Genomic DNA, 21,393 nt, shown 5'->3' on the forward strand with positions numbered 1-21,393 from the left:
TTTATAATGCCTTTTTCACAAATCCTTTCGCATCTGTTAATTTTCCAAGTGCTTCCCCATATTCACACTGTAGTAATATCATGACAATCGCAGCTTTCACATTACGATCTGCTTTCTTGTAATAAATCTCTGCTTCCTTATAAGCTATTCCTGTCGCTTCCATAATAATTCGTTTGGAACGCTCGACTAACTTTTCATTTGTCGACTGAACATCAACCATTAGATTCTTATAGACTTTCCCTACGCCAATCATAGAAGCAGTTGAAATCATATTCAGTACTAACTTTTGTGCGGTTCCGGCCTTTAAGCGTGTAGATCCTGTTAACACTTCTGCACCTGTCTCTACTTCCACACTAATTTTTGCAAATTTACTTATCTCTGCTCCCTTATTACAGGAAATGCTAGCTGTACTTGCTCCCGTAGAATTTGCATATTTTAGTCCACCAATTACATAAGGTGTTCTACCACTTGCAGCGATTCCAATAACAATGTCCTTATTACTTAACTGAATCCCCTTTAAATCATCTACTGCAAGATCTTCTCGATCCTCTGCACCTTCCACAGCCTTAGTAAACGCTTTCGATCCACCTGCTATAAATCCTTGTACCTGTTTCTCATCTGTTCCTTTACTTCAATTTCCGTAATCGCACTGCTTCTTCTCTTGTTTCTGTAAATTTATCCAATACTTGATTACCTATTCTATTAAATGTAATCACATACAAAGCATCAATTATATTAAGTTGCGTCATTCTTGAAGCAATACTTGCGATTCGATGATCCTGCTCTACGTCTGGCATACAAAGACGTATGGATGACTCTTTATATAACGGAGACGATTGATTGAGTGTAGTAATAGCAATCACAGTTGCTCCTTGTTTATTAGCATACTGCGCCATTTCTAGTACATCCTTCGTCCGGCCAGAAGTTGAAATGGCGACAAAAATATCCCCTTCTTCTAGATTGGTCACAAGTGGCAACATCATATGAAAATCAGATAGCATCATAGCCGTAAACCCTAGACGAGTAAACTTATACGCTCCATCCATTGCTGGCGTAGCTGATCCACCCACTCCATAAAATAATATTTTCTTTGCTCCTAAAATGGCATCTGCTGCTTTTTCTAACTCTTTTTTATCAATAGCAGTAATACTCGCTTCAATCGCAGCCTTATTGACATATGTAACTTTATTGAATAAATCAAACGGTCCGTCTTCTGTATTCATCACCGAAAAATCATTAATATTATAATCAGCAATTGTTAATTCTCTAACAAGCGCTAACTTAAAAGCTTTAAAACTTCCTATACCAATCGTTTTACAAAAGCGTACGACACTTGCTTCACTGGATCCTGCATTATTAGAAACTTCTCTTGTCGTTAAATTAGGAACAATTTCTGCATTCTCCATAATATACTGAGCAACCTTTTTTTCAGCTGGTGAAAATTGATCCATGTAATGTTCAATTTTAAATAATAGTGTTGACGGTTTCACCATTCATCCCCCATTCTTTACGGTTGCTTTTATTTTTCATATCCTAATTCCATATCTTGCGAATCATAAAGATAATAGACATCTTCACCAGGAGGATGAAACACATTTACAATTCGATCTCCTTTTTGATAGACCGTCCTTTCTCCTTCCGACCACTTCTTTTCCCATCCATTTATCCAAATTGCAGCATCAGGCAAAAAGGAAGTGTATCTATATCCTTTCAAATCATCTCCTGCAATATAAGAAGAGAAAACAGAAACAGGAAAATCTTTAACTTTTGATTCTTTTCCTAATGTAAATGGTAAACACATTAAAAGAATTACAACTACACATATAACTTTTTTCCATGTAATCTTCATTCATTTTTCTCCTTCCAGTACTAAAGCACACATAAATTTTAACACGATTATTACTTCGCCACTCTACACTATTACTATTTTTTATATTCATAAAAAAAGCTTATCCACATGAGATAAGCTTTCTTACCTTAGATAAAATACTTCTTCAATAACGGTGGTGTAATAATCGTAGTGAGTATAACAACAATTACAATGGCTGTGAAATTTTCTTTCGCCAATAAATTCGCTGCAAGTCCATTTGCTGCAATAATAAGTGCTACTTCTCCACGCGATACCATACCAGCCCCAATGCTAATAGAAGACTTTAAGCTAAAACCTGTTAACCTCGCCCCTAAGCCAGATCCCACTAATTTTGTAATAATAGCAATGATCGTCATGATGACAATAAACCAAATTTGGTTTCCAATACCTTGAAATGTAATCTCCATCCCGATGCTAACAAAAAAGATTGGTACAAAAATCGCATAGGCAATCGGCTCTATTTTATGTTCTACTTCATGTTTATATGTTGTTTGTGAAATGGCAATCCCTGCAGCAAATGCACCAATGATACCAGCAATCCCCATTTGCTCACTATAGTAAGCAAATGAAAAACAAATAATAAGTGCTGCACTAATTAACGCCTCTGACACACGAAGCGGCACCAACATTTTCATAATCCACGGAACCACTTTCCATCCAATGAAAACAATACTTACGAAAAAAATGATTTTCTTAGCGATAACAAGTGTAATACTCACATCTTGTGTGCCTAAAAAACTCATAACAAAGGCCAATAAAATAACAACGATAACGTCATCAAATACAGCAGCCCCTAAAATCGTTGTACTTTCCCTTGTATTCATTTTCCCTAAGTCTCGCAATGTTTGAACAGAAATACTCACTGATGTTGCACAGAGCAGTAATCCTAGGAAAATGGCATGTGATTGTAACATCCCAAATGCGAGTCCCGCCAAATACCCGCCAAGGAAAGGAAAAATGATACCTCCCATCGCTACTGCGAATGAAGATTTCAAATTACGATTTAATTCCTCCAAATCAGTTTCTAATCCTGCCATAAACATGAGTAACAAAACACCAATTTCACTAAGTTCATCAATAAGTTCAGAACTATTAATAATTCCAAAAACAGCGGGACCAATAATAATTCCAACAATTAATTTTCCTAGTACCGATGGTTGACCAAGTCTCACACTAATATCACCAGCTAATTTCGTACAAAGTAAAATAACGACAATTTCAAAATAAAACAGCATAATATCTTCTCCTACTTTATAAAATACATCTATTTTTGGTGTTAGTTTTTCCTTACATCTAAGATTTTATTTGTTACGTTTTTATTTGACAAAATATTCTGAATTGTAATAAAATTACTACAGCAATTCTATATTTTTTATCAAAGCACACAACTGTACCTCTATTCACTTATAAACTATTTTGTAGTGGGCTCATATTATATTCGCAGTTGTGAAGATTGAAGAATGAAGGGAGAGTCCAAGTGAAATCATTATTACGAAAAAAACCACTTACTACTGAATCACCACGACAATTAGAAAGAACGTTAACCGCATTAGATTTAACCTTTTTAGGAATTGGAGCTATAATTGGAACAGGCATTTTCGTCTTAACAGGTATTGTTGCGGCCAAACATTCTGGTCCTGGTATTATGCTATCTTTTCTTATTGCCGCATTTACCTGTGCATGCGTGGCCTTCTGCTATGCAGAATTTGCTTCTTCTATCCCTATTTCAGGAAGCGTTTACACATATGCGTATATGACAGTTGGAGAAGTCGTTGCCTTCATTGTTGGCTGGTGTTTAATGCTAGAATATTTACTGGCAGTTGCGGCGGTTGCTGTCGGATGGTCAGGATATTTACAATCGTTACTTTCCGGATTTAATATTCATCTACCCGCCATTATCGCCTCGGCCCCTGGAATGGGAAAAGGCGGAATAATCGATTTACCAGCTGTATGTATTTTACTTTTTATTACACTGCTTCTTAGCTTCGGTGTACGCGAAAGTGCTCGCATTAATAATATTATGGTATTAGTTAAATTAGCAGTGATTATTGCCTTTATCGTAGCAGGTGCAAAATACGTCAAACCGGAAAATTGGACACCGTTTTTACCATTTGGATATGATGGGATTATTACAGGTGCAGCAACAGTATTTTTTGCTTTTCTAGGATTTGATGCCATTGCAACAGCTGCTGAAGAAACGAAAAAACCACAGCGAGATTTACCAATCGGAATTATTGGTTCCCTTCTCATTTGTACGGTACTCTATATGATCGTATCCTTTGTTTTAACAGGGATGGTTCCTTATACACAACTAGACGTTTCAGATCCAGTTGCTTTTGCGCTTCATTTTGTTGGTGAAGACACAATTGCTGGGTTATTAGCTGTCGGTGCAATGACTGGAATGACGACCGTTCTTTTAGTCGTTATGTATGGACAAGTTCGCGTTTCCTATGCAATGAGCCGTGACGGGCTACTTCCAAAAGCATTAGCTCGCGTAAATCAAAGAGTTAAAATACCTCTATTAAATACGTGGATTACTGGCATTGCAGCAGCTTTATTAGCAGGATTACTAGATTTACATCTACTTGCAAATTTGGTGAACATCGGTACACTAACAGCCTTTACATTCGTTTGCTTTGCTGTACTTATTTTACGCAAAACACACCCAGATTTAAAAAGAGGCTTCCGTGCACCATTCGTACCTATATTACCAATCGTTGCAATTTGTTGTTGTCTCTATTTAATGATTAACCTTTCTGCAACAACTTGGAAAGGATTTGCTGTTTGGCTTGTCATTGGACTATGTGTATATTTCTTCTACTCTAGACGTAATAGCCATTTACTGACCAAAGAAAATAATGGTGAACAAAAAAAAGCATGAAAAACAGCTCGCTATATTAGCGAGCTGTTTTTCATTCGAGTTTGTTTTTTGTTAACGTTTGTAGAATGAAAAATATGCCGATGCAAGCTGTAAACCAGGCCCAATTTCCTATTGATGACGAGTAATTTACAATACCAATCGTAATTACAATCATCATTACGATTCGTACACAAGCTTCCATTTTTGCATATCCATTCTCCTTTATTATTTTGTTTCCTTCTTTTTCTTTTTCCATGCAGTTACACTATCAAAGAAAAAGTTAATGAACAACGCTCCTAATCCTGCTAATAGAAAAGTCATTAAAAACAGAACCCATTTGCTTTTATCTTTCAAAAAATAATATCCAACAAGGAGCACAACTGCAATCCATACATATTCAAGAATTCTTTTTAGCTTTTTCTCTTCCAAATCTTTCGCCCCTTTATGTTTCATCTCTCTTTATTGTAACATGAAATAATATATCGGCGGAATCGCTACATATATCGGCGATACGACATAAATTCCTACTAATAAAAGAAGCTCGCCCAAGGCAAGCTTCCCATTCTCTTACTCATTTACACTCTTTTCAACAAGCTGCATCGCATATTCTAATGTACGATTCATTGTTTCTACATACTGATCTTTTACTTTTGTATCTTTTACTACAGATTCTGCTACTTTGATTTTTTCTTCTAATGCTTTCACTGGACTTTCTTGATATTGTCCTGGTTCTTGCCCTACTTGAACTTTCGCTAATAAAGCTTTTGCTGCATCGATTGTTTTTTGTAATTTCTCTTTTGGCGTTTCTGGTTTTTGGTCAACTACTTTTGATTGTATAAATGTTTGATGTGCTGTTTTTAAACTCTGATATGCCCCAACTGCTTGCTCACCTGTCGTCACCATATTTTCAAATACTGCTTTTGCTCCATTATAACTTGTTTGTAATTCTGTAAAGGCAGCTTGTGAATATTGGCCCGGTTTTTCACCGAATTCATAAGAACCGGCTAATGTTTCTTTTGCTTTACCAATCTCTTCATATAAAGCATTTAATTCTTCTAGTTTTGTGCGATTTGTAAACTCATTGTATGCCGCTACTATTTCAGATGAAGTAAGTGCTTTACTATATAATTTTGCAAGCGCAACTTGTCCATGTAATGGAACTCCACCGTTACCATCGCTTGTTGGATCTGCACCAATCGCGAATGGTACATTCGGATGATACACTTTACCTATCACTGGCTGACTATTTACTTTTTTTCCATCTACATAGATTGCTAATTCATTTCCATTATACGTTCCTGTTAAATGATATGTTTTATTTGCCTCTAATTGTGTACCTATACGTTTATAGCTACCACCAATATGAGCCCATAATTCTACATATCCAGTTCCAGTAGATTCAAATCCAATTCCGCCGCTCTCTGTATTTTCCATAATAGCTTGACCGCGAATTTCATTCATAGAAAATACTGTTTCTAATGTAAATGTATTCGCCACTTTCTCTTTTTGCGCTGCTGAAAACGGGATATAACCAAATGTATTTGCTTCACCATTTAATTTCATTACATGCTTTTTCAATGCTTTATCATATTCAATTGATACATTACCTTTTACATCGCCTTTACTTCCAAATGGTGAGTTGTCTTTAAATATACCATCTAAAAAGTTAACATCAAATACATCCGCCTTTGGCACTTTCACATTAGGATCAATAATTTCTTTTTTTGTTGTTACTTCTGCTTGTAATGGCTGTTCACTTTCATTTTCGAATGAATCGATCGCAACTGCTTCTAGCAGGTATGTTTTTCCACTATCTAGCCCACCTAATGTAAACGTAAGTTCTTTCGGCACTGGATCACGATAAAACTCTGAGAATGCTAATAGCTTATTTTTGATTTCCCCTGTTTCTTTATCTCTTGCTTGCAGGCGATAAGAATGAACAAGTAGATTATCTACTGCTTGCGGGAAAGTCGCTGTTACTGAACTCTCAGTTACATTTGAAACTTTTAACTTTGCATTTTGCTCGAAAGATGGTTTTTCTTTATCACGGTTTTCCACATGTTTAAACGATTCTTTTTTAGCTGGTAATTGAACTTTCCACGGTTCACCTGTCCAAGAATTCGTGTGGAAATCACGACGATTAATTGTTACTTCTTTATCGTCTACCTCTACTAATAAACCTTGGCTTAAATCGCTTGCACCTGGCGGAATATTACCTTGAACTTTCCCGCCCTCTACTTCCATATAACTTACTGAAGATGTTCCAACAGATGTAAAGTCTTTTTGATGAATGGATCTTGGATCATCTAATGGATAGTGCGAATGACTAGAGAATGTAATTGCTTGCGGATAATCTTTTAATACTTCATTAATTTTTGCACTGTCCTTCGTTCCCCATTCATGACTACCATACACAGTTTCTTTAATGTGTTGGTGCAAGAACACGAAAATTGGTTTTTCTGGGTCATCAGCTTTTGCCTTTGCAATTTCTTCTTTCAACCAATTAATTTGTTTATCAGAATAATATCCATGTGTCGTTCCATCTTCTGGTGACATAACAAGGAAGTGATATCCCTTCACGACTTTATGATAATAAATAGATTCCATTCCTGTCTTTTCTAAGAAACGTTTTTGTGCATCCCCTGCCAATAAACCATTCCAGTAATCATGGTTTCCAAGTGAATTCATTCTCACTGCATCTTTATTTGCATATTGATTATACACTTGCATAAAACGATCATATTGCTGATTAGACCCTGAATCTGTAAAATCACCAACGATAACAAATGCGTCTTGTTTTGGCGCAAGTGTATTAAACTGCTCAATCGCTCTTTTCCAACGGAACGTATCATCTGTTCCGCTATTTTTAATATGTACGTCACTTACAACCGGAAAGACAAGTTTTTTCTCCTGCGGTTTTTCCTCTTGTTTCTTCTCTTCCGTTTGTGCGAAAGTGTTCCATGGAAACGATACAAACGCTAAAATGAAAACTGCTAATAATCCAATAAGACCTGTTACCTTCTGAAACATATTCCTACTCACGTAAATCCTCCTCATATGTTTGATTCAGTACAAGGATTATTGTATCTAACACATATTAACCTCGTTTAAATGAATAATGAAAAATATTACATCTTTGTAAATATACAGTCAGTTTCCTGTAAAGTTCCACAACAGCTATATAAATACAAATAAAAAACGACATAAAACCTTTATTTTTAGGTGGGAGAGAGCATCCGGCCGTGCATAGAAGCGGTCAGATCCTCTTCCTGCCCCATACCAAGTTAAAACAAAAAGAAAAAAACGAGTGCAGGTCACCTTTTGTTCTTCATAGCCGCAACTTATATGTTGGCAAATCAAAATGGAACAACTATATATCACTCATATATAGTTGTTCCATTTAAATCTCTATTAGACTAAATAGTAGATATGATGTCGATTAGCCCTACATGAAATATACAAAAGGATTTAACTTTACAATCTAGAAAAAGTATTATGTGATAACCAAAAGATGTTTGGAGGATAAAATTTGATTTTCTTTGATATTGATGGCACTTTACTAGATTATGATTATGCTGAAAAACAAGGCATTATAGACTTTTTTCATACACAAAGGGAATTTTCACACTTAGAACCAAAACCATTGATTGAACTATGGAACAGGATATCAAGTGAGTACTTTCAATTATTCCTTGATGGATCCCTATCCTTTCAAGAGCAAAAACAAAAACGGATGAAAAGGATATTTAAAAAGGTTAATCTAACTATTTTAAACGAAGAAGCTGATCAAAAATTCGGACTGTATCTACAACATTTTCAACGTAATTGGACTGTCTACAATGATGTAAGGAAATGCCTAGATTTTTTGAAGAACAAAGGGTTTGAACTAGGAATCATAAGCAATGGTGATTACAACCAACAAGTTCATAAACTTAAACAAATAGGGATTCATCATTATTTCTCTCATATTATTACATCTAGCCAAGTTGGAGTTGCTAAACCAGATTCGAAAATATTTAAAGAAGCAGCAATTAGAATGAATCAAGACACTAAGGAATGTTATTATGTAGGAGATCGCTTAGATACCGATGCAGTTGGAAGTAAAAATGCTGGGATGACAGGGATATGGATTAACCGTATAGATGATAAAAAGCATAAGGATATTATTACCATACATTCGCTATCACAATTGGAGAAAGCTATAAAAGTAGATTTTAATCACACAAAAAGATAGTCTATGTTAACAAAAGGTGCTTTCTGTATATGAAAGCACCTTTTAAGTCCCATACTTTTTCTATCGTCTAAAATACCTTTAATCAAACAATAGTCTCATCATCTTTCACATTGACTCCGCTTTATTTTTCTTTTTCAAAAACTTGAAAATAAACATTCCTATCACAATGAAACAAACAACCCCTAGTATCGGTAATGTATATTGTTCAACAATTGCCTCTGCCTTTTTCCAATGAGGTCCTAATTTCAATCCCACATATACATATAGCGTTGTGAGTGGCAACATCGCTACAAATGTGTATATGTTAAATTTCCAAATGTTCATTTTGGCGATTCCACATGGAACTGAAATAAGTGTACGAACCCCTGGAATAAATCGACCAAGAAACGCCACAGCCGGTCCATATTTTCCAAAGAAATGATCTGCTTTTTGAATCTGTTCTTCCTTTATAAAAAAGTATTTTCCATATTTCAGTAATAACGGTCGACCACCATAATAACCGATTGCATATAGTGTTAGCGGCCCCGTCGTTCCTCCGATCGTTCCAGCTAATACTGCGAGCCAAAAATTCATATCTCCTTCGTATACCCAATATCCAACAAGCGGCAACACAATTTCTGCTGGAATAAACTCAAATGTTAATGCTAGAATTACACCAAAATAAGAAAACTGCTTTAAATACTCAATCACATCTAAAATAAACTGCTCCATTTATGAACTCCTATCCTTTATTTAAATTATATTTTTCTTGTAAGTGCTTCGGTGCCATTTTCACAATTCGCTGTAAAATAAATAAGACAACAGCAATATCATCTAATCCCCCAAAAAACAGTAGAAAATCAGGGATGAGATCAAATGGAAATACGACATACCCAATTAAAAAAACAATGGATAGTATTTTCTTCTGCATAGCGACTTCTTTTGATGTAAAAAAGTCATATAAAAATGGACCAAATCGACGAAAATGAAGCATAAATCGAAATCGGTTTATAAACTTTTTCATTTTTCACCTCTCCTTTTTCTGCATACAAAAAGGACCTTTACCAAATATAGTAAAGGTCCTAAAAAAGACAATAAGGGGCCTTTACCATTGCTGGTAAAGGTCTCACTAACAACAAATCGTTGCCAATAAAGCCGAGGGTTTCTCCCTGTAATGACGACTTTATTGTGACAAGTTACTCCCCTTTATATACGCAATTTTATAAAATTACCTTAAAATATTTGATAGAACTTGTCAATCTTTTTCTATTGTTGAAGTAACTGATACATACTTGCTATCGCTTGTATTTCAGAACTTGGTGCTGGTGATAGCTGATAATACCCTTTCTTCACCATATACTGCCAAATGTCATAAGCATGGTGACTACTATTTAAAAAGGTATTTTCTAAAAGCGTTCTTAGTTCTGGATTCGCACACTCTAATAAAGAACCTGCACAATTAAATGCAGAAGATTTTTGATTCAGTAAATATCCAAGTGCAATTGATCGATCATTAGGAGGCTGCGCAGCCATGCTTGGTGTAACTGGCAAATACTTTTGTGAAGGTGCCTCTGTATAAGAAGCTAATACTGGTTTTAATTTAGACGGCTGAAACTTTGATATATTTGGAGTTGTCTCACCTTGTATAAATTCCACCTTCAAATTATAATCTTGCACATGAAGAGGAAGATGATTCTGTAACATTTGTTTCAACTCATCATCCTGTGCTTGCTGTATATATGTAGACATCGTATTAATCGTATTATAGTCTCCTGCTATCAGTTCACTTAAGTCACGTAATTCATGCGTTGCTAATTGCATATACTATTCCCCTTTCTACAATTCTTTTCTAGCATCTCCTAACAAAACAAAAATACTATATAAAAATCCACATCACTGCGGATTTTTATATAGTATAAATTAAAGTGGATTACACTTCGGCATCTCTAATCCTGAAGCTTGTGCTAATTTCAATAAATAATAACATTCTTCCCTTGCCATATGGTCTGCCATTCTTCCAGATATTAAGCTTAATACTTGATTAGATAACTCTAATTCTTCTAATTCGTGAAGAAAACGGGAGAATAGTGTTAATTCTAATGAAACATCTTTTGTAAATTTTTTTAGAGCTGGAAAAGAATGTAGTTCCGCCCGTAAGTAACCTGTCATTTCCACAGCTTTTAAATAAAACTGTTCAAAATGCTTTTCATATTCTTCACTCTTCTCTTTCAGTCGTTTCTCGACCAGATCTAATCCACCTGAAATGGCACCTGCATGACCCGCTGCATCCGTTAGCCAAGCAAGATGATAATGCAATTCATGAAAAACAGGTGGCACTTCTCCTTTTATTAAATATTCTAATACCATTATATACTCTTCCACTTCGTTCACCATATGGTTAATAAAAGTTGGTGTAAAATGAATGACAATTTTTCCTTCCAATTGCTTTTGTATAATATTTAACTTAAATTTTCTAATTTCCTTTGCTACTTTATGTGCATCTTTCGCAAATGCAATCAAATTTACCGTATGAATATTACTGAGAAATCTATCAAATGTTTGGACAAAATACATCGCTTTTTGAATATCTTCACTTTCATTTTGAGCTAAAGCATCTAAAAGAAACTGCGCATGATCGCCAAGAACCTTCAACCAGAATTTATGTTCAAACAACGCGATTTCTTCATACGTACTATTCATCCGGTTAACTCCCCCTTATCTACTCTTTCGGCGCAATTAGAATTCTATACTGGTCAGGATCATGCACAATAATACCTCTTTTCTCCGTTTTACAGCTCTCTAATTCTTGAAATGACACACAATAGAATTCTAATTTTTTTCGTACTTTTTCCATATCACAAAATGGCAAACTAAAATTTATATAAGAAGGCACTTCCTCACTGAAATCCCCGCCTTTTTCCCTATTTAAAACGAAGCAAATTCTTGTTGCACCAACATCATACCAGACGCCAGGCACATGTAATTGTGGTCGGTGTCTACTCGGCTGAAATCCCAAGATACCTTCATAAAAATATAATGTTTCCTTTAAATTTCTTACTTCTAATACAATGCAATTTGTAATAGTCTCCACGTACATTTCCTCCTTGACCCTACTAGTTTTTCTATATGAGTCATAAATAACAATTATGTCTGAATACAATACATAGTGATGAATGTTTCACTTATAAAGGAGGTTTGCATTATGGACAAATTTATGAAATCTTACACACCTTACCATAGTCCAAAAGATCCTTGTCCGCCGATTGGAAAGAGATTTTATTCAACCCCTCCTCATTTATATATGGGATTCCAACCAACTAATTTACCACAATTCCCTCCAAGAGACGCCTTACAAAAAGGCACTTTATGGCCTGCTCTTTATGATTATTATGAAAGCCCCCATAAGAAAGGAAGGTGACAAGAATCGTGACTCAAACACTGCCAGATGAATATTATGAATGGATAAAAGAGTTGCAAGAACTCGATTTTGTATTAGTTGAACTTACACTTTATCTAGATACTCATCCAGATGATGTTACAGCGATAAATCAATTTAATGATTTTTCCTATAAAAGAAGATTGCAAAAGCAAAAAATTGAAGAAAAGTATGGCCCACTCCAACAGTTTGGTAATAGCTACTCTAATGCTCCGTGGGAATGGAGTAAAGGTCCTTGGCCATGGCAAATATAAAGGAGAGAAAATATGTGGATATATGAAAAAAAATTGCAATACCCTGTAAAAGTAAGTACTTGTAATCCAGCACTTGCAAAATTATTAGTTGAGCAGTACGGTGGTGCAGATGGCGAATTGGCAGCTGCTCTCCGTTATTTAAACCAGCGCTACACGATTCCTGATCAAGTAATAGGTTTATTAACAGATATCGGTACGGAAGAATTTGCTCATCTTGAAATGATTGCAACAATGATTTATAAATTAACAAAAGACGCGACCCCTGAGCAGATGAAAGCAGCTGGACTAGATGCTCAATACGCTAATCATGATAGTGCACTATTTTATCACAATGCAGGCGGCGTTCCGTTTACAGCCACATACATACAAGCAAAAGGTGATCCAATTGCAGACTTATATGAAGACATTGCCGCAGAAGAAAAAGCAAGAGCAACTTATCAGTGGCTCATTGATTTATCAGATGATCCTGATATAAATGATAGCCTCCGCTTTTTACGTGAGCGCGAAATCGTTCATTCCCAGCGTTTCCGCGAAGCTGTTGAAATTTTAAAAGAAGAACGCGATCGAAAAATTTATTTTTAATTTTTTCAGCTACACATATCCTATTGATATGTGTATTTTTTATTGTCCATCTATCTTTCCCTAACTTCCATACCAACGTTTTTCCAAAAAGGCATAATTATTCAACTTAACGCATTATTTTTAAAATTATTTAAAATTCCCTGTTGCTTTCTAGTCATCAGACCTTTAAAATTAAAACAGTTACTCGACAAATTATTTGAATTTTCGACAAAATAACATATAGGAGGATTTTATATATAATGCGTACAACTTTAAAGCCATCGCAAATTCTCTCCATTAGCTTATTGCTATTTGCAGTTTTTTTCGGCGCTGGTAATATGATTTTCCCACCACTTCTTGGGCTTTCTTCAGGAGAAAACATGTGGGTTTCTATTTCAGGATTTATTATTACAGATGTAGGATTATCTTTATTAGCAATTGTCGCTGTTGCTCTTGCAGGTGGTAGTTTTAAAAGTTTAGCGAGCCGTGTTCATCCAAAATTTGCAGCAGTACTAGCTATTATTATTTACCTTTCAATCGGCCCACTATTTGTTATTCCACGAACTGGATCTGTTTCTTATGAAATTGGAATCGCACCGCTTTTTCCGGACCAATGGTATTCCATGTTACTATTTAGCTTTCTTTTCTTTACTGTTGTTTACTTCTTATCATTAAACCCATCCAAATTAGTTGATCATATTGGGAAGATATTGACACCAATCTTACTTGGTATTATTGCAATTATGGCAACAAAAGTGATTCTTTCACCAACAGGTTCGTTTGTTCCTCCTGTTGGCGACTATAAAGAGATTCCATTTTTCAAAGGGTTTTTAGAAGGATTTTTAACATTAGATGCGATTGGCGCTCTTGTTTTGTCAACAATTGTCGTAAATGCGATTCGTCAAAACGGTGTAACGGAAAAAGCTTCTATCGCAAAATACACAATTATTTGCGGAAGTATCGCTGCTTTCTTTTTAACAGTCGTTTATTTCTTACTTGGATACATCGGGGCATCAAATGGAAACCTAGGACAATTCGAAAATGGTGGTCAACTATTAGCGACTGTTATGTATCAATTATTTGGGACAAGCGGTAATATTTTGCTAAGTGTCGCAATTATATTTGCTTGCTTAACGACAGCTATTGGTGTAGTCAGTGCATTTGCCAACTATTTCACAACCGTATTAACAAATGTTTCTTATAAAAAGCTTGTATTATATGTTTGTATTTTTAGCTTTATTGTTTCCAATCTAGGACTCAGCTTATTAATCAAAATTACGTTACCTGTGTTAATCATTCTTTATCCAATTACAATCATCTTAATTTTTGTATCATTTATTGATAAATATACAAAGCGTAAACCATCTGTATACATCGGTGCAATGATCGCTGCATTCATCATTAGCTGTATTCATGCTCTTGATAATATGGGAATGATGCCAGCTGCTATTACATCTATTGCAAGCACAATTCCTTTGTATAAATTGGGAATCGGTTGGATTGTCCCAGCAATTATTGGGGGTATTGTCGGATACTTTATCCCGCAAGCACAAACGGAAGGTGAAGTTTCTACTAAATAAAAAGAAGCAAGCATTACACAAAATGCTTGCTTCTTTTTCATTTTCTATCACTTAATACAATGTTTGTATAAGAACGAACGGTTAACATGTAATAACAGTTTCCTAGGCTCTTTACATCGTATGTTTAAATGTAAATAACTCTTCTTTAGGAAGTGAAATAGACTTTACTTCTTCTACTTCTTCGTCTTTGTTCATTTCTCCTAACCTTACTTTTGCTATCGCATCCTCTATACTTCTTACAATCATATTCCCTGAGAAGATAGTGAGTCCAAAAAAAGTAATTGGTACGAGCGGGATCCATGGATGCACTGATAGAGAGCGAAAGTATACACCTATTAAACCAGACCATTCATGCGTATAAGAATCTAGTTCTTTTATCATACCTCCAAACCCTACGGTCCCTCCAAAAAACACTTCAAGTAATCCTAGATGTAGAAAGATAATAAGTGTTTGAATAAATTGTTGCATCAATACAAGTACAAACGTCATATATAAGTGTGGAAACAGATGTTTCACAACAATACGCCTTCTACTTCCGCCTAATATACGAGCAGCATCTATAAACTCTTCCTTTTGTAATTTCCGCACTTCATTTGCAACATAAAGAGAAATTGTCGGAACCGCCAGAGCAACAAGCAATATGACTTGAAATGATGCTCTCTCAAAGAAACTAGTCGTCTCTTCTCCATTCACAAAACTAGTTGCAAACTGAAGAAAGAAATATGCAATCATAACAGTTGGAATAACTGTAAAGCTATCAAAAAACGCTTCAATTTTTGAAAACCCTCTTTTTACATAGGTTCCTAATATAACACCAAAAAAGACACCTAAAACCACCCGCATCATCGCAATAAAAGCGGATATACCAATAGTCCACTTCGCCCCTTCAATGACTAAATGTAAAAGATCATAACCTTTTCGATCTGTTCCTAATAAAAATTTTGATGAAGGCGAAAATGGTGGAGCTTCTACATTTCCTTGCGCGTCATATTGCAGCGAAACTTGGCGAATATGCCCTCCATTCCACAATGTATTCCCAATGCTAAGTCCAACTAACACGACAAGAAATAAAATACTAAACCAAAACTTTTTATCACGCTTTATATATTTCCACATCTCTTACGCCCTCTCTTTCATCGCATCTGGAACGAAATAATGAAATGACTTAAATAGAACAAAGATCGGGATATAAATAAGTAAGATGCTCATTGTAAAAACTTCAATCGGTTGATAATTTTTAATGAATACAAAAATACCATGTGTGTTAAAAAGCCATTCTATAATATACAAATTTGATAACATAAACCAAATATTTGTTTTCGCAAAAAACAATGTACTAAGCAACACATTCCGCAATACATGACGATTTAAAATATAGAAACGATCAAACCCTTTCGCCCGTGCAAATAAAACATAATCCTTTTCTAATTCTGTTTCAAAGCGAAGTAGTAACAACTTTACAAACATAATCGTAGTGGGAATACTTAAACAAATAATAGGTAAACCCCGAATGGATTCTCCACTTAACGCAGCAATTTTGACAGGTAAAAACCCTGTCTTTTGAAAAAACCATACGACAAGAATTTGCGATCCGATAATAAGAAGAATGTCTGGGATGGACTCAAGAAAAAGCAGAAATGTTTTAATGCGCCGCTGTATATGCGAACGACTTCTCATCATCATATATACAATGCAGAAAGCTATACATAATGAAATAAAAAATGAAGCTAAAAAAATAATCATCGTTTCTTTATAATGAATAAATAGTTGTGGAAATAACGGTCGATTCATCCCATACGTTAAGTTTGGAACATCTATCAGTTTCATAACTGACATCTTTAAAGCCTGTACATACTGTGAAAAATTAATATGTAAGCCTTCGAATAGTTTTGGAAGAGCACCTAAACAAATAATACCAATAACAGAAAGAATAAATTGCACTGTAATCTCTATTCCATTTGAAATCACCTTTCTTGTCATTTTCCCCCTTCTCTCTATACAAATTTCCATTCTATTGATACTCCGCTTTATTTTATAAATAATTTTCAGAATTGTAAATATTTTCTGCGAAAAAAGAATCACTAGATTATGATCCCAGTGATTCTTTATGCACGCGTTTTTCATTTCTAACAAATGGCATATACAATAATAAGCACCCTATAAACGCAGCGATTTCTAATGAAATAATATAGTATGGATGCGGACCTAACATATCAAGTAATGAAGCTGTTTCTGGTTTATACGCCAAAAACATATAATTACCACCGGTTTTATAATTCACAAACGAAACAATTGGAATCAATATGTTTAAAAAAATCATCGTACGCTTGATTGATTGAAAAGTCGGCCTATATCCTTCTACCCATGTCATAAAGAGCGGTGCCAAAATGAGTAATACATGTGCGATGAAATATTCTATGAAGCGAAAATGCGGAAAAGCATATTGTAAGTTTGGAGTTAAAATAGCTTGTGATGCCCCAATAATCCCTGTAAAAAAGACAACTTCATATACTTTATAACTTTTTGTAATAACCATTATTGTTGCTAATACTAAACTAATGGTACATAACTCAAATGGTAATGATGTACTCAACTGAAAAATTCCAGCTTTCACTTGCCACACATCAAGTCCAATTTCACTTCCGATAAATAAAAAGGCAATCGCATATCGTACAGCCATATTCCATTGTTGCTCACGGAGTATGTCTTGAAAATGATAAAGAAAATAAGCTCCTATACCGATAAGAAGTAGTATAATGACATGTTGTTTTGAATACGGAACAAATGGCTCCACCGGAAATGCTCCAAAGTACGTTTCCATATTCCTCACTCCTTTCCTTCATAAATATTATTGTAAGAAAGAAAAGGCTCGTCAACCAATCTGCTCTCCCTCTAAACGAAAAGGCTCCAGATATACAAATTCTCAACCTTATTTCTCTCCATACGCTAACCTTACAAAACTGTAATGTTATTGTAAGCTAAAACGATTTGTCATATTTTCTCTCTCTTCTATACTGAAAACAGATACAAAAACGAGCGAAAAGGTGATAAATAAATGAAAAAGAAAAATAAAGTAATCATTACTGGGTTAGTAACAATTGGAATTGCAGCAGGTTCATATTTTGCTCTTGCTGGCGGTGGCGATGTAGCGAAAGCTTACAGCAGCTATAAAGTATCAGAAAAGCAAATTGAAAATGCACAAAAATTTGGTGGCGAAGTCATTCCAAATGGTATTGAAACAATCGCATTTGATCCTTCAAAAGGAACCTATGAGCTAGCTGTAAAAAAAGGTGATGAAGTCAAAAAAGGACAGCTACTCTTTAAATACAATGATCCTACTATGAAGCTAGGTGTAACGGAAGCAGAAATGCAAAAGAAATTAGCTGATAAAGAAGTAGCATTACTCCAGAAACAAATTGATACAGCAAAACAAAAATTACAAAAAGATAAAAATGCCGGTTCCCCTGGGGAGATGCTAAAAGCAACAGAAACTGAAATCGCACAACTTGAATCACAACTTGAAATAAAAAAATTTGAAGTTGAAAAAGCTGATCAAATGATTCAAACAAACAAAGAAAAACTCACTACACTGTCTGTAACAAGCCCAGCTGATGGCATAATTGAAGAGATTACAAAAAATGCGGATGAAAAAACAGGTATGAGCGGTATTACCCTTCGCACTGCTGGCCCTCTAAAAGTAAAAGGCCAACTATCAGAATATGAATTAGCTCACGTCAAGGTTGGGCAGGAAGTAACCGTTACATCCAAAACTGGACCAGGGAAAAAATGGACTGGTAAAGTCACAGAAATCGGTACAACACCAGCAAAGAGCATGGATGAAAACAAGACAGTATCTAACTATCAATTTATCGTTACATTAGATAATAATGAAGAGTTACAAACTGGATTCCACGTATACGTAACAAGCAAGTCTGGTGAAGCAACTGGTACAGTTATTCCAAAAAGCAGCATTGTGAAAAAAGGTGATAAAAATGTTGTATTTATCGTGAAAGACGGTAAGGCAAAGGAGCAAGCTGTTACTGTTGAATTTGAAACAGATGGTGAAGCGAAAGTTTCTGGCGTAAAAAAAGGTGACCAAATCATCTCTAAACCAGAGAAAGACTTAAAAGATGGTATGGAGGTTAGCGCCCAATGATTGATTTAAGAGGCATCACGAAAGCCTTTCAAAACGGTGAAGAAACAGTTCAAATCTTACATGGTATTGATCTAACACTTAATCAAGGCGAATTCACTTCTATCATGGGGCCGTCTGGTTCTGGTAAATCAACATTAATGAATATTATCGGCTGCTTAGATAAGCCGACAAATGGAACTTATTCGTTAGCTGGACAGAACATTTCAAACATGTCTGAAACGGAGTTAGCTCATATTCGTAATAAAGAAATCGGATTTGTATTCCAAAACTTCATGCTTCTCCCACGTCTCAATGCACTACAAAACGTAGAATTACCTCTTATCTACGCTGGAGTAGATAAGAAAGAACGACGTGAACGTGCTTTAGCTGCACTAACAAAAGTAGGTCTAGCAGATCGTGCCACGCATTTGCCAAATGAATTATCTGGTGGACAAAAACAGCGTGTTGCCGTTGCTCGTGCAATTGTAAATAATCCAAAGTTCATTTTAGCTGATGAACCAACTGGTGCGCTTGATACAAAGACAAGTAAGCAAATTATGGATCTCTTTTACGAATTAAACAAGCAAGGCTCAACAATCATTATGATTACCCATGATCGTGAAATTGGGGAAGCGGCAGCACGCCAAATTGTAATTCGTGACGGAAATATCGTCCAAGATTGGAGAGGTTAATTTTGAACACAAGTGAAAATATACGCATGGCCCTTTCCTCTATCTTCGCTCATAAAATGCGTTCTATTTTAACGATGTTGGGGATTATTATCGGGGTTAGTGCGATTATTACAATTATCTCAATCGGAGATGGAACAAACGCAAAGTTCCGTGAACAAATTGGCAAAGAAAAAAAGAATCAATTTTCAGTAAACTATACAACAGAAGATTATTCGGATATGGATGGGAAAATATCTGCAAGCATGTATGACAATGTCTCAAAAATTTCTGGTGTTCAAGATGTATATCCTGGTGTTAGAGGAAAAGAGAAAGTATATGCCGGAAAAAAAGAATTAGATATTGATATAACTGGTGTAAAAGGCGATTACTTTGAAGATACATCTCGCTTCAAACTTGAGCACGGCAGGTTGTTCACTGCCGCTGATTTAGATAAACCTGAACATACAATCGTATTACACAAAGATGCATTTGATAAATTGTTCCCTTCTTGGGAGGAAGGTTTATATGTTGATATAAAAGGTACTCCTTATAAAGTAGTGGGTGTATATTCTATCAAAGCAATGATGGGTGGCATGGAGTTTAAAGAAGGTGCTATCTCTGCTGAAAACTGGCCTGTTCTATTTGGGAAAAATAATTATGACGGCTTAACAGTAAAAATTGCCCCAGGTCAAGATAAGCAAACTGTGCAAGATGCAGTTGTAAAATCATTAAATGATGCGAAAAAACCAGAGCATACTGGGAAATTCAAAGTACCAAATCCACAAGACGATTTAAAAGAGATTGATAACTTCACAGGCATATTAAAAAGTGTATTCGGTGGTATTGCAGCAATTTCACTTTTAGTTGGTGGTATTGGTGTTATGAATATCATGCTTGTATCAGTAACAGAACGTACGCGTGAAATTGGTATCCGTAAAGCACTTGGTGCAACGCGTGGGAAAGTATTGATGCAGTTTCTCATTGAATCTTGTATCTTAACAGCATTGGGCGGATTCATTGGATTTGTGCTCGGTATTTTCTTCGCTTGGATCGTTGCAATATTCGCTGGATGGCCACTTGTTGTTTCCGTAAAATTAGGTTTAATTTCAGTAGCATTATCTATGTTAATCGGTATTCTATTCGGGTTACTGCCAGCTAATAAAGCTGCGAAACTTGATCCGATTGAATGTTTACGATATGAATAATAGAAAAAGGTTGCCCATCATAAGGCAACCTTTTTTATATTATTGAAGATTCCATACCAGCTCTCAATCTTCTCATAAACTCACTCTTACTATTCTCGTGGGCAAAGGCATGTTTAGGAACAATATTTGCACTCATCGAGCTAACATAAATAAAAATGTATGTCTCATTTTCTTCTACCTTCTCGATTCCTTTCCAATTTAGCTTTGTCTCTCCACCATTATTTGTTTCAATAATTCCTTCATCTATTATTTGTACATTGTGCTTACCTATTAAATTGTCATAGCTTCCTTCCCGAAGAATTTTCTTAATATTTCTCTCAATAAGTTTATAGAAACACTTAGGATAAAACACGATCCATATAACCCCTGCTAGTAAAAAAATAAAAGGTAAATCCATCGATTTATAATCTGGTGGTCCAAATAAAAAAACACTAAGTGAAACAGCAAACAGAATAATAGCTACAATATAATGCTGAAGAACTAAAGAGCGCTTTACCATTTTAGAATGTCTTGCATAATGCAGATTAAATGCAATAAAATCTTGTTCTGTTAACGTATATTCTACCTGCATTTTTCGCCCTCCATCTCTAACCAAAACTTCCTTATAT

At 35.3% G+C, this 21,393-nt stretch carries 24 protein-coding genes and 1 pseudogene; 9 read left to right on the forward strand and 16 right to left on the reverse strand.

Annotation, left to right across the window (positions count from 1 at the left end; all coding sequences use genetic code 11):
- Position 1 precedes the first annotated feature (1 nt).
- The 4 genes and pseudogenes from MHH45_RS12250 to MHH45_RS12265 all read right to left on the reverse strand — a co-directional run.
- Positions 2–625, reverse strand: a pseudogene (locus MHH45_RS12250) (N-acetylmuramic acid 6-phosphate etherase); the annotation flags it as partial.
- A 1-nt stretch (position 626) separates the two neighbouring features.
- A complete protein-coding gene (locus MHH45_RS12255; protein ID WP_016113238.1) occupies positions 627–1,490 on the reverse strand; it encodes a MurR/RpiR family transcriptional regulator in 864 nt (287 codons plus the stop codon).
- Between the two features lie 29 nt (positions 1,491–1,519).
- Positions 1,520–1,849, reverse strand: a complete 330-nt coding sequence (locus MHH45_RS12260; RefSeq protein WP_016113237.1) for a hypothetical protein — start codon at positions 1,847–1,849, stop codon at positions 1,520–1,522.
- Between the two features lie 128 nt (positions 1,850–1,977).
- Positions 1,978–3,105, reverse strand: coding sequence for a cation:proton antiporter (locus MHH45_RS12265; RefSeq protein ID WP_016113236.1), 1,128 nt, complete (start codon positions 3,103–3,105; stop codon positions 1,978–1,980).
- Positions 3,106–3,347: 242 nt separating this feature from the next.
- On the opposite strand from MHH45_RS12265, the gene MHH45_RS12270 reads away from it, so the two are divergent.
- Positions 3,348–4,751: an amino acid permease gene (locus tag MHH45_RS12270; RefSeq protein WP_016113235.1), complete on the forward strand. Its 1,404-nt coding sequence runs from the start codon at positions 3,348–3,350 to the stop codon at positions 4,749–4,751.
- A gap of 31 nt (positions 4,752–4,782) precedes the next feature.
- On the opposite strand, the gene MHH45_RS12275 is transcribed toward MHH45_RS12270, so the two are convergent.
- The 3 genes from MHH45_RS12275 to MHH45_RS12285 all read right to left on the reverse strand — a co-directional run bounded on the left by MHH45_RS12275 (position 4,783) and on the right by MHH45_RS12285 (position 7,787).
- Positions 4,783–4,932, reverse strand: a complete 150-nt coding sequence (locus MHH45_RS12275) for an RpiR family transcriptional regulator (protein WP_229165982.1) — start codon at positions 4,930–4,932, stop codon at positions 4,783–4,785.
- Positions 4,933–4,955: 23 nt separating this feature from the next.
- Entirely contained in the window at positions 4,956–5,159 is a 204-nt protein-coding gene (locus MHH45_RS12280) for a hypothetical protein (protein ID WP_033671378.1), read from the reverse strand.
- Positions 5,160–5,297: 138 nt separating this feature from the next.
- A complete protein-coding gene (locus MHH45_RS12285; protein WP_088093932.1) occupies positions 5,298–7,787 on the reverse strand; it encodes a LamG-like jellyroll fold domain-containing protein in 2,490 nt (829 codons plus the stop codon).
- Between the two features lie 472 nt (positions 7,788–8,259).
- Between MHH45_RS12285 and MHH45_RS12290 the strand changes: the two genes are divergently transcribed.
- Complete coding sequence (locus MHH45_RS12290) at positions 8,260–8,964, forward strand: HAD family hydrolase (protein WP_016113232.1); 705 nt, start codon at positions 8,260–8,262, stop codon at positions 8,962–8,964.
- 105 nt (positions 8,965–9,069) lie between these two features.
- Here the strand turns inward: MHH45_RS12290 and MHH45_RS12295 are convergent, their stop codons facing one another.
- The 5 genes from MHH45_RS12295 to MHH45_RS12315 all read right to left on the reverse strand — a co-directional run bounded on the left by MHH45_RS12295 (position 9,070) and on the right by MHH45_RS12315 (position 12,034).
- Complete coding sequence (locus tag MHH45_RS12295) at positions 9,070–9,675, reverse strand: DedA family protein (protein WP_088093933.1); 606 nt, start codon at positions 9,673–9,675, stop codon at positions 9,070–9,072.
- 10 nt (positions 9,676–9,685) lie between these two features.
- Complete coding sequence (locus tag MHH45_RS12300; protein WP_016113230.1) at positions 9,686–9,967, reverse strand: YkvA family protein; 282 nt, start codon at positions 9,965–9,967, stop codon at positions 9,686–9,688.
- A gap of 242 nt (positions 9,968–10,209) precedes the next feature.
- Entirely contained in the window at positions 10,210–10,764 is a 555-nt protein-coding gene (locus tag MHH45_RS12305) for a spore coat protein (RefSeq protein ID WP_016113229.1), read from the reverse strand.
- 99 nt (positions 10,765–10,863) lie between these two features.
- Positions 10,864–11,643 (reverse strand): DUF2935 domain-containing protein, encoded by a 780-nt coding sequence (locus MHH45_RS12310; RefSeq protein WP_016113228.1) that lies wholly within the window; start codon positions 11,641–11,643, stop codon positions 10,864–10,866.
- Between the two features lie 19 nt (positions 11,644–11,662).
- A complete protein-coding gene (locus tag MHH45_RS12315) occupies positions 11,663–12,034 on the reverse strand; it encodes a VOC family protein (RefSeq protein ID WP_033671368.1) in 372 nt (123 codons plus the stop codon).
- 111 nt (positions 12,035–12,145) lie between these two features.
- On the opposite strand from MHH45_RS12315, the gene MHH45_RS12320 reads away from it, so the two are divergent.
- The 4 genes from MHH45_RS12320 (at position 12,146) to brnQ2 (ending at position 14,774) form a co-directional block, all read left to right on the forward strand.
- A complete protein-coding gene (locus tag MHH45_RS12320; RefSeq protein ID WP_016113226.1) occupies positions 12,146–12,361 on the forward strand; it encodes a spore coat associated protein CotJA in 216 nt (71 codons plus the stop codon).
- A gap of 8 nt (positions 12,362–12,369) precedes the next feature.
- On the forward strand, positions 12,370–12,633 hold the full coding sequence (locus tag MHH45_RS12325) for a spore coat protein CotJB (RefSeq protein WP_003195420.1): 264 nt from the start codon (positions 12,370–12,372) through the stop codon (positions 12,631–12,633).
- A 12-nt stretch (positions 12,634–12,645) separates the two neighbouring features.
- On the forward strand, positions 12,646–13,215 hold the full coding sequence (cotJC, locus tag MHH45_RS12330) for a spore coat protein CotJC (protein ID WP_003195416.1): 570 nt from the start codon (positions 12,646–12,648) through the stop codon (positions 13,213–13,215).
- Between the two features lie 239 nt (positions 13,216–13,454).
- On the forward strand, positions 13,455–14,774 hold the full coding sequence (gene brnQ2 / locus MHH45_RS12335; RefSeq protein ID WP_088093934.1) for a branched-chain amino acid transport system II carrier protein BrnQ2: 1,320 nt from the start codon (positions 13,455–13,457) through the stop codon (positions 14,772–14,774).
- A 111-nt stretch (positions 14,775–14,885) separates the two neighbouring features.
- Here brnQ2 and MHH45_RS12340 read toward each other — a convergent pair whose 3' ends face one another.
- The 3 genes from MHH45_RS12340 to MHH45_RS12350 all read right to left on the reverse strand — a co-directional run bounded on the left by MHH45_RS12340 (position 14,886) and on the right by MHH45_RS12350 (position 17,595).
- Positions 14,886–15,890: an ABC transporter permease gene (locus MHH45_RS12340; protein ID WP_016113224.1), complete on the reverse strand. Its 1,005-nt coding sequence runs from the start codon at positions 15,888–15,890 to the stop codon at positions 14,886–14,888.
- A gap of 3 nt (positions 15,891–15,893) precedes the next feature.
- On the reverse strand, positions 15,894–16,754 hold the full coding sequence (locus MHH45_RS12345) for an ABC transporter permease subunit (RefSeq protein WP_016113223.1): 861 nt from the start codon (positions 16,752–16,754) through the stop codon (positions 15,894–15,896).
- 106 nt (positions 16,755–16,860) lie between these two features.
- On the reverse strand, positions 16,861–17,595 hold the full coding sequence (locus MHH45_RS12350) for a YwaF family protein (RefSeq protein WP_016113222.1): 735 nt from the start codon (positions 17,593–17,595) through the stop codon (positions 16,861–16,863).
- 234 nt (positions 17,596–17,829) lie between these two features.
- Here MHH45_RS12350 and MHH45_RS12355 point away from each other — a divergent pair, with 234 nt between their 5' ends.
- Genes MHH45_RS12355 through MHH45_RS12365 form a run of 3 tightly spaced genes read left to right on the forward strand, consistent with a single transcriptional unit; the run spans position 17,830 to position 20,785 of the window.
- The gene (locus tag MHH45_RS12355; RefSeq protein WP_088093935.1) at positions 17,830–18,930 is read left to right on the forward strand and encodes an efflux RND transporter periplasmic adaptor subunit; all 1,101 of its coding nucleotides are present in this window, start codon (positions 17,830–17,832) and stop codon (positions 18,928–18,930) included.
- Positions 18,927–19,601 (forward strand): ABC transporter ATP-binding protein, encoded by a 675-nt coding sequence (locus tag MHH45_RS12360; protein WP_016113220.1) that lies wholly within the window; start codon positions 18,927–18,929, stop codon positions 19,599–19,601. Before MHH45_RS12355 ends, MHH45_RS12360 begins: the two co-directional genes overlap by 4 nt.
- A 26-nt stretch (positions 19,602–19,627) precedes the next feature.
- Entirely contained in the window at positions 19,628–20,785 is a 1,158-nt protein-coding gene (locus MHH45_RS12365; RefSeq protein ID WP_414847992.1) for an ABC transporter permease, read from the forward strand.
- 34 nt (positions 20,786–20,819) lie between these two features.
- On the opposite strand, the gene MHH45_RS12370 is transcribed toward MHH45_RS12365, so the two are convergent.
- A complete protein-coding gene (locus MHH45_RS12370; RefSeq protein ID WP_249922706.1) occupies positions 20,820–21,356 on the reverse strand; it encodes a YcxB family protein in 537 nt (178 codons plus the stop codon).
- Between the last annotated feature and the right edge of the window lie 37 nt (positions 21,357–21,393).

Origin of the sequence: Bacillus sp. FSL K6-0042, assembly GCF_038006685.1 — a bacterium.
GTDB classification, from domain to species: domain Bacteria; phylum Bacillota; class Bacilli; order Bacillales; family Bacillaceae_G; genus Bacillus_A; species Bacillus_A pseudomycoides.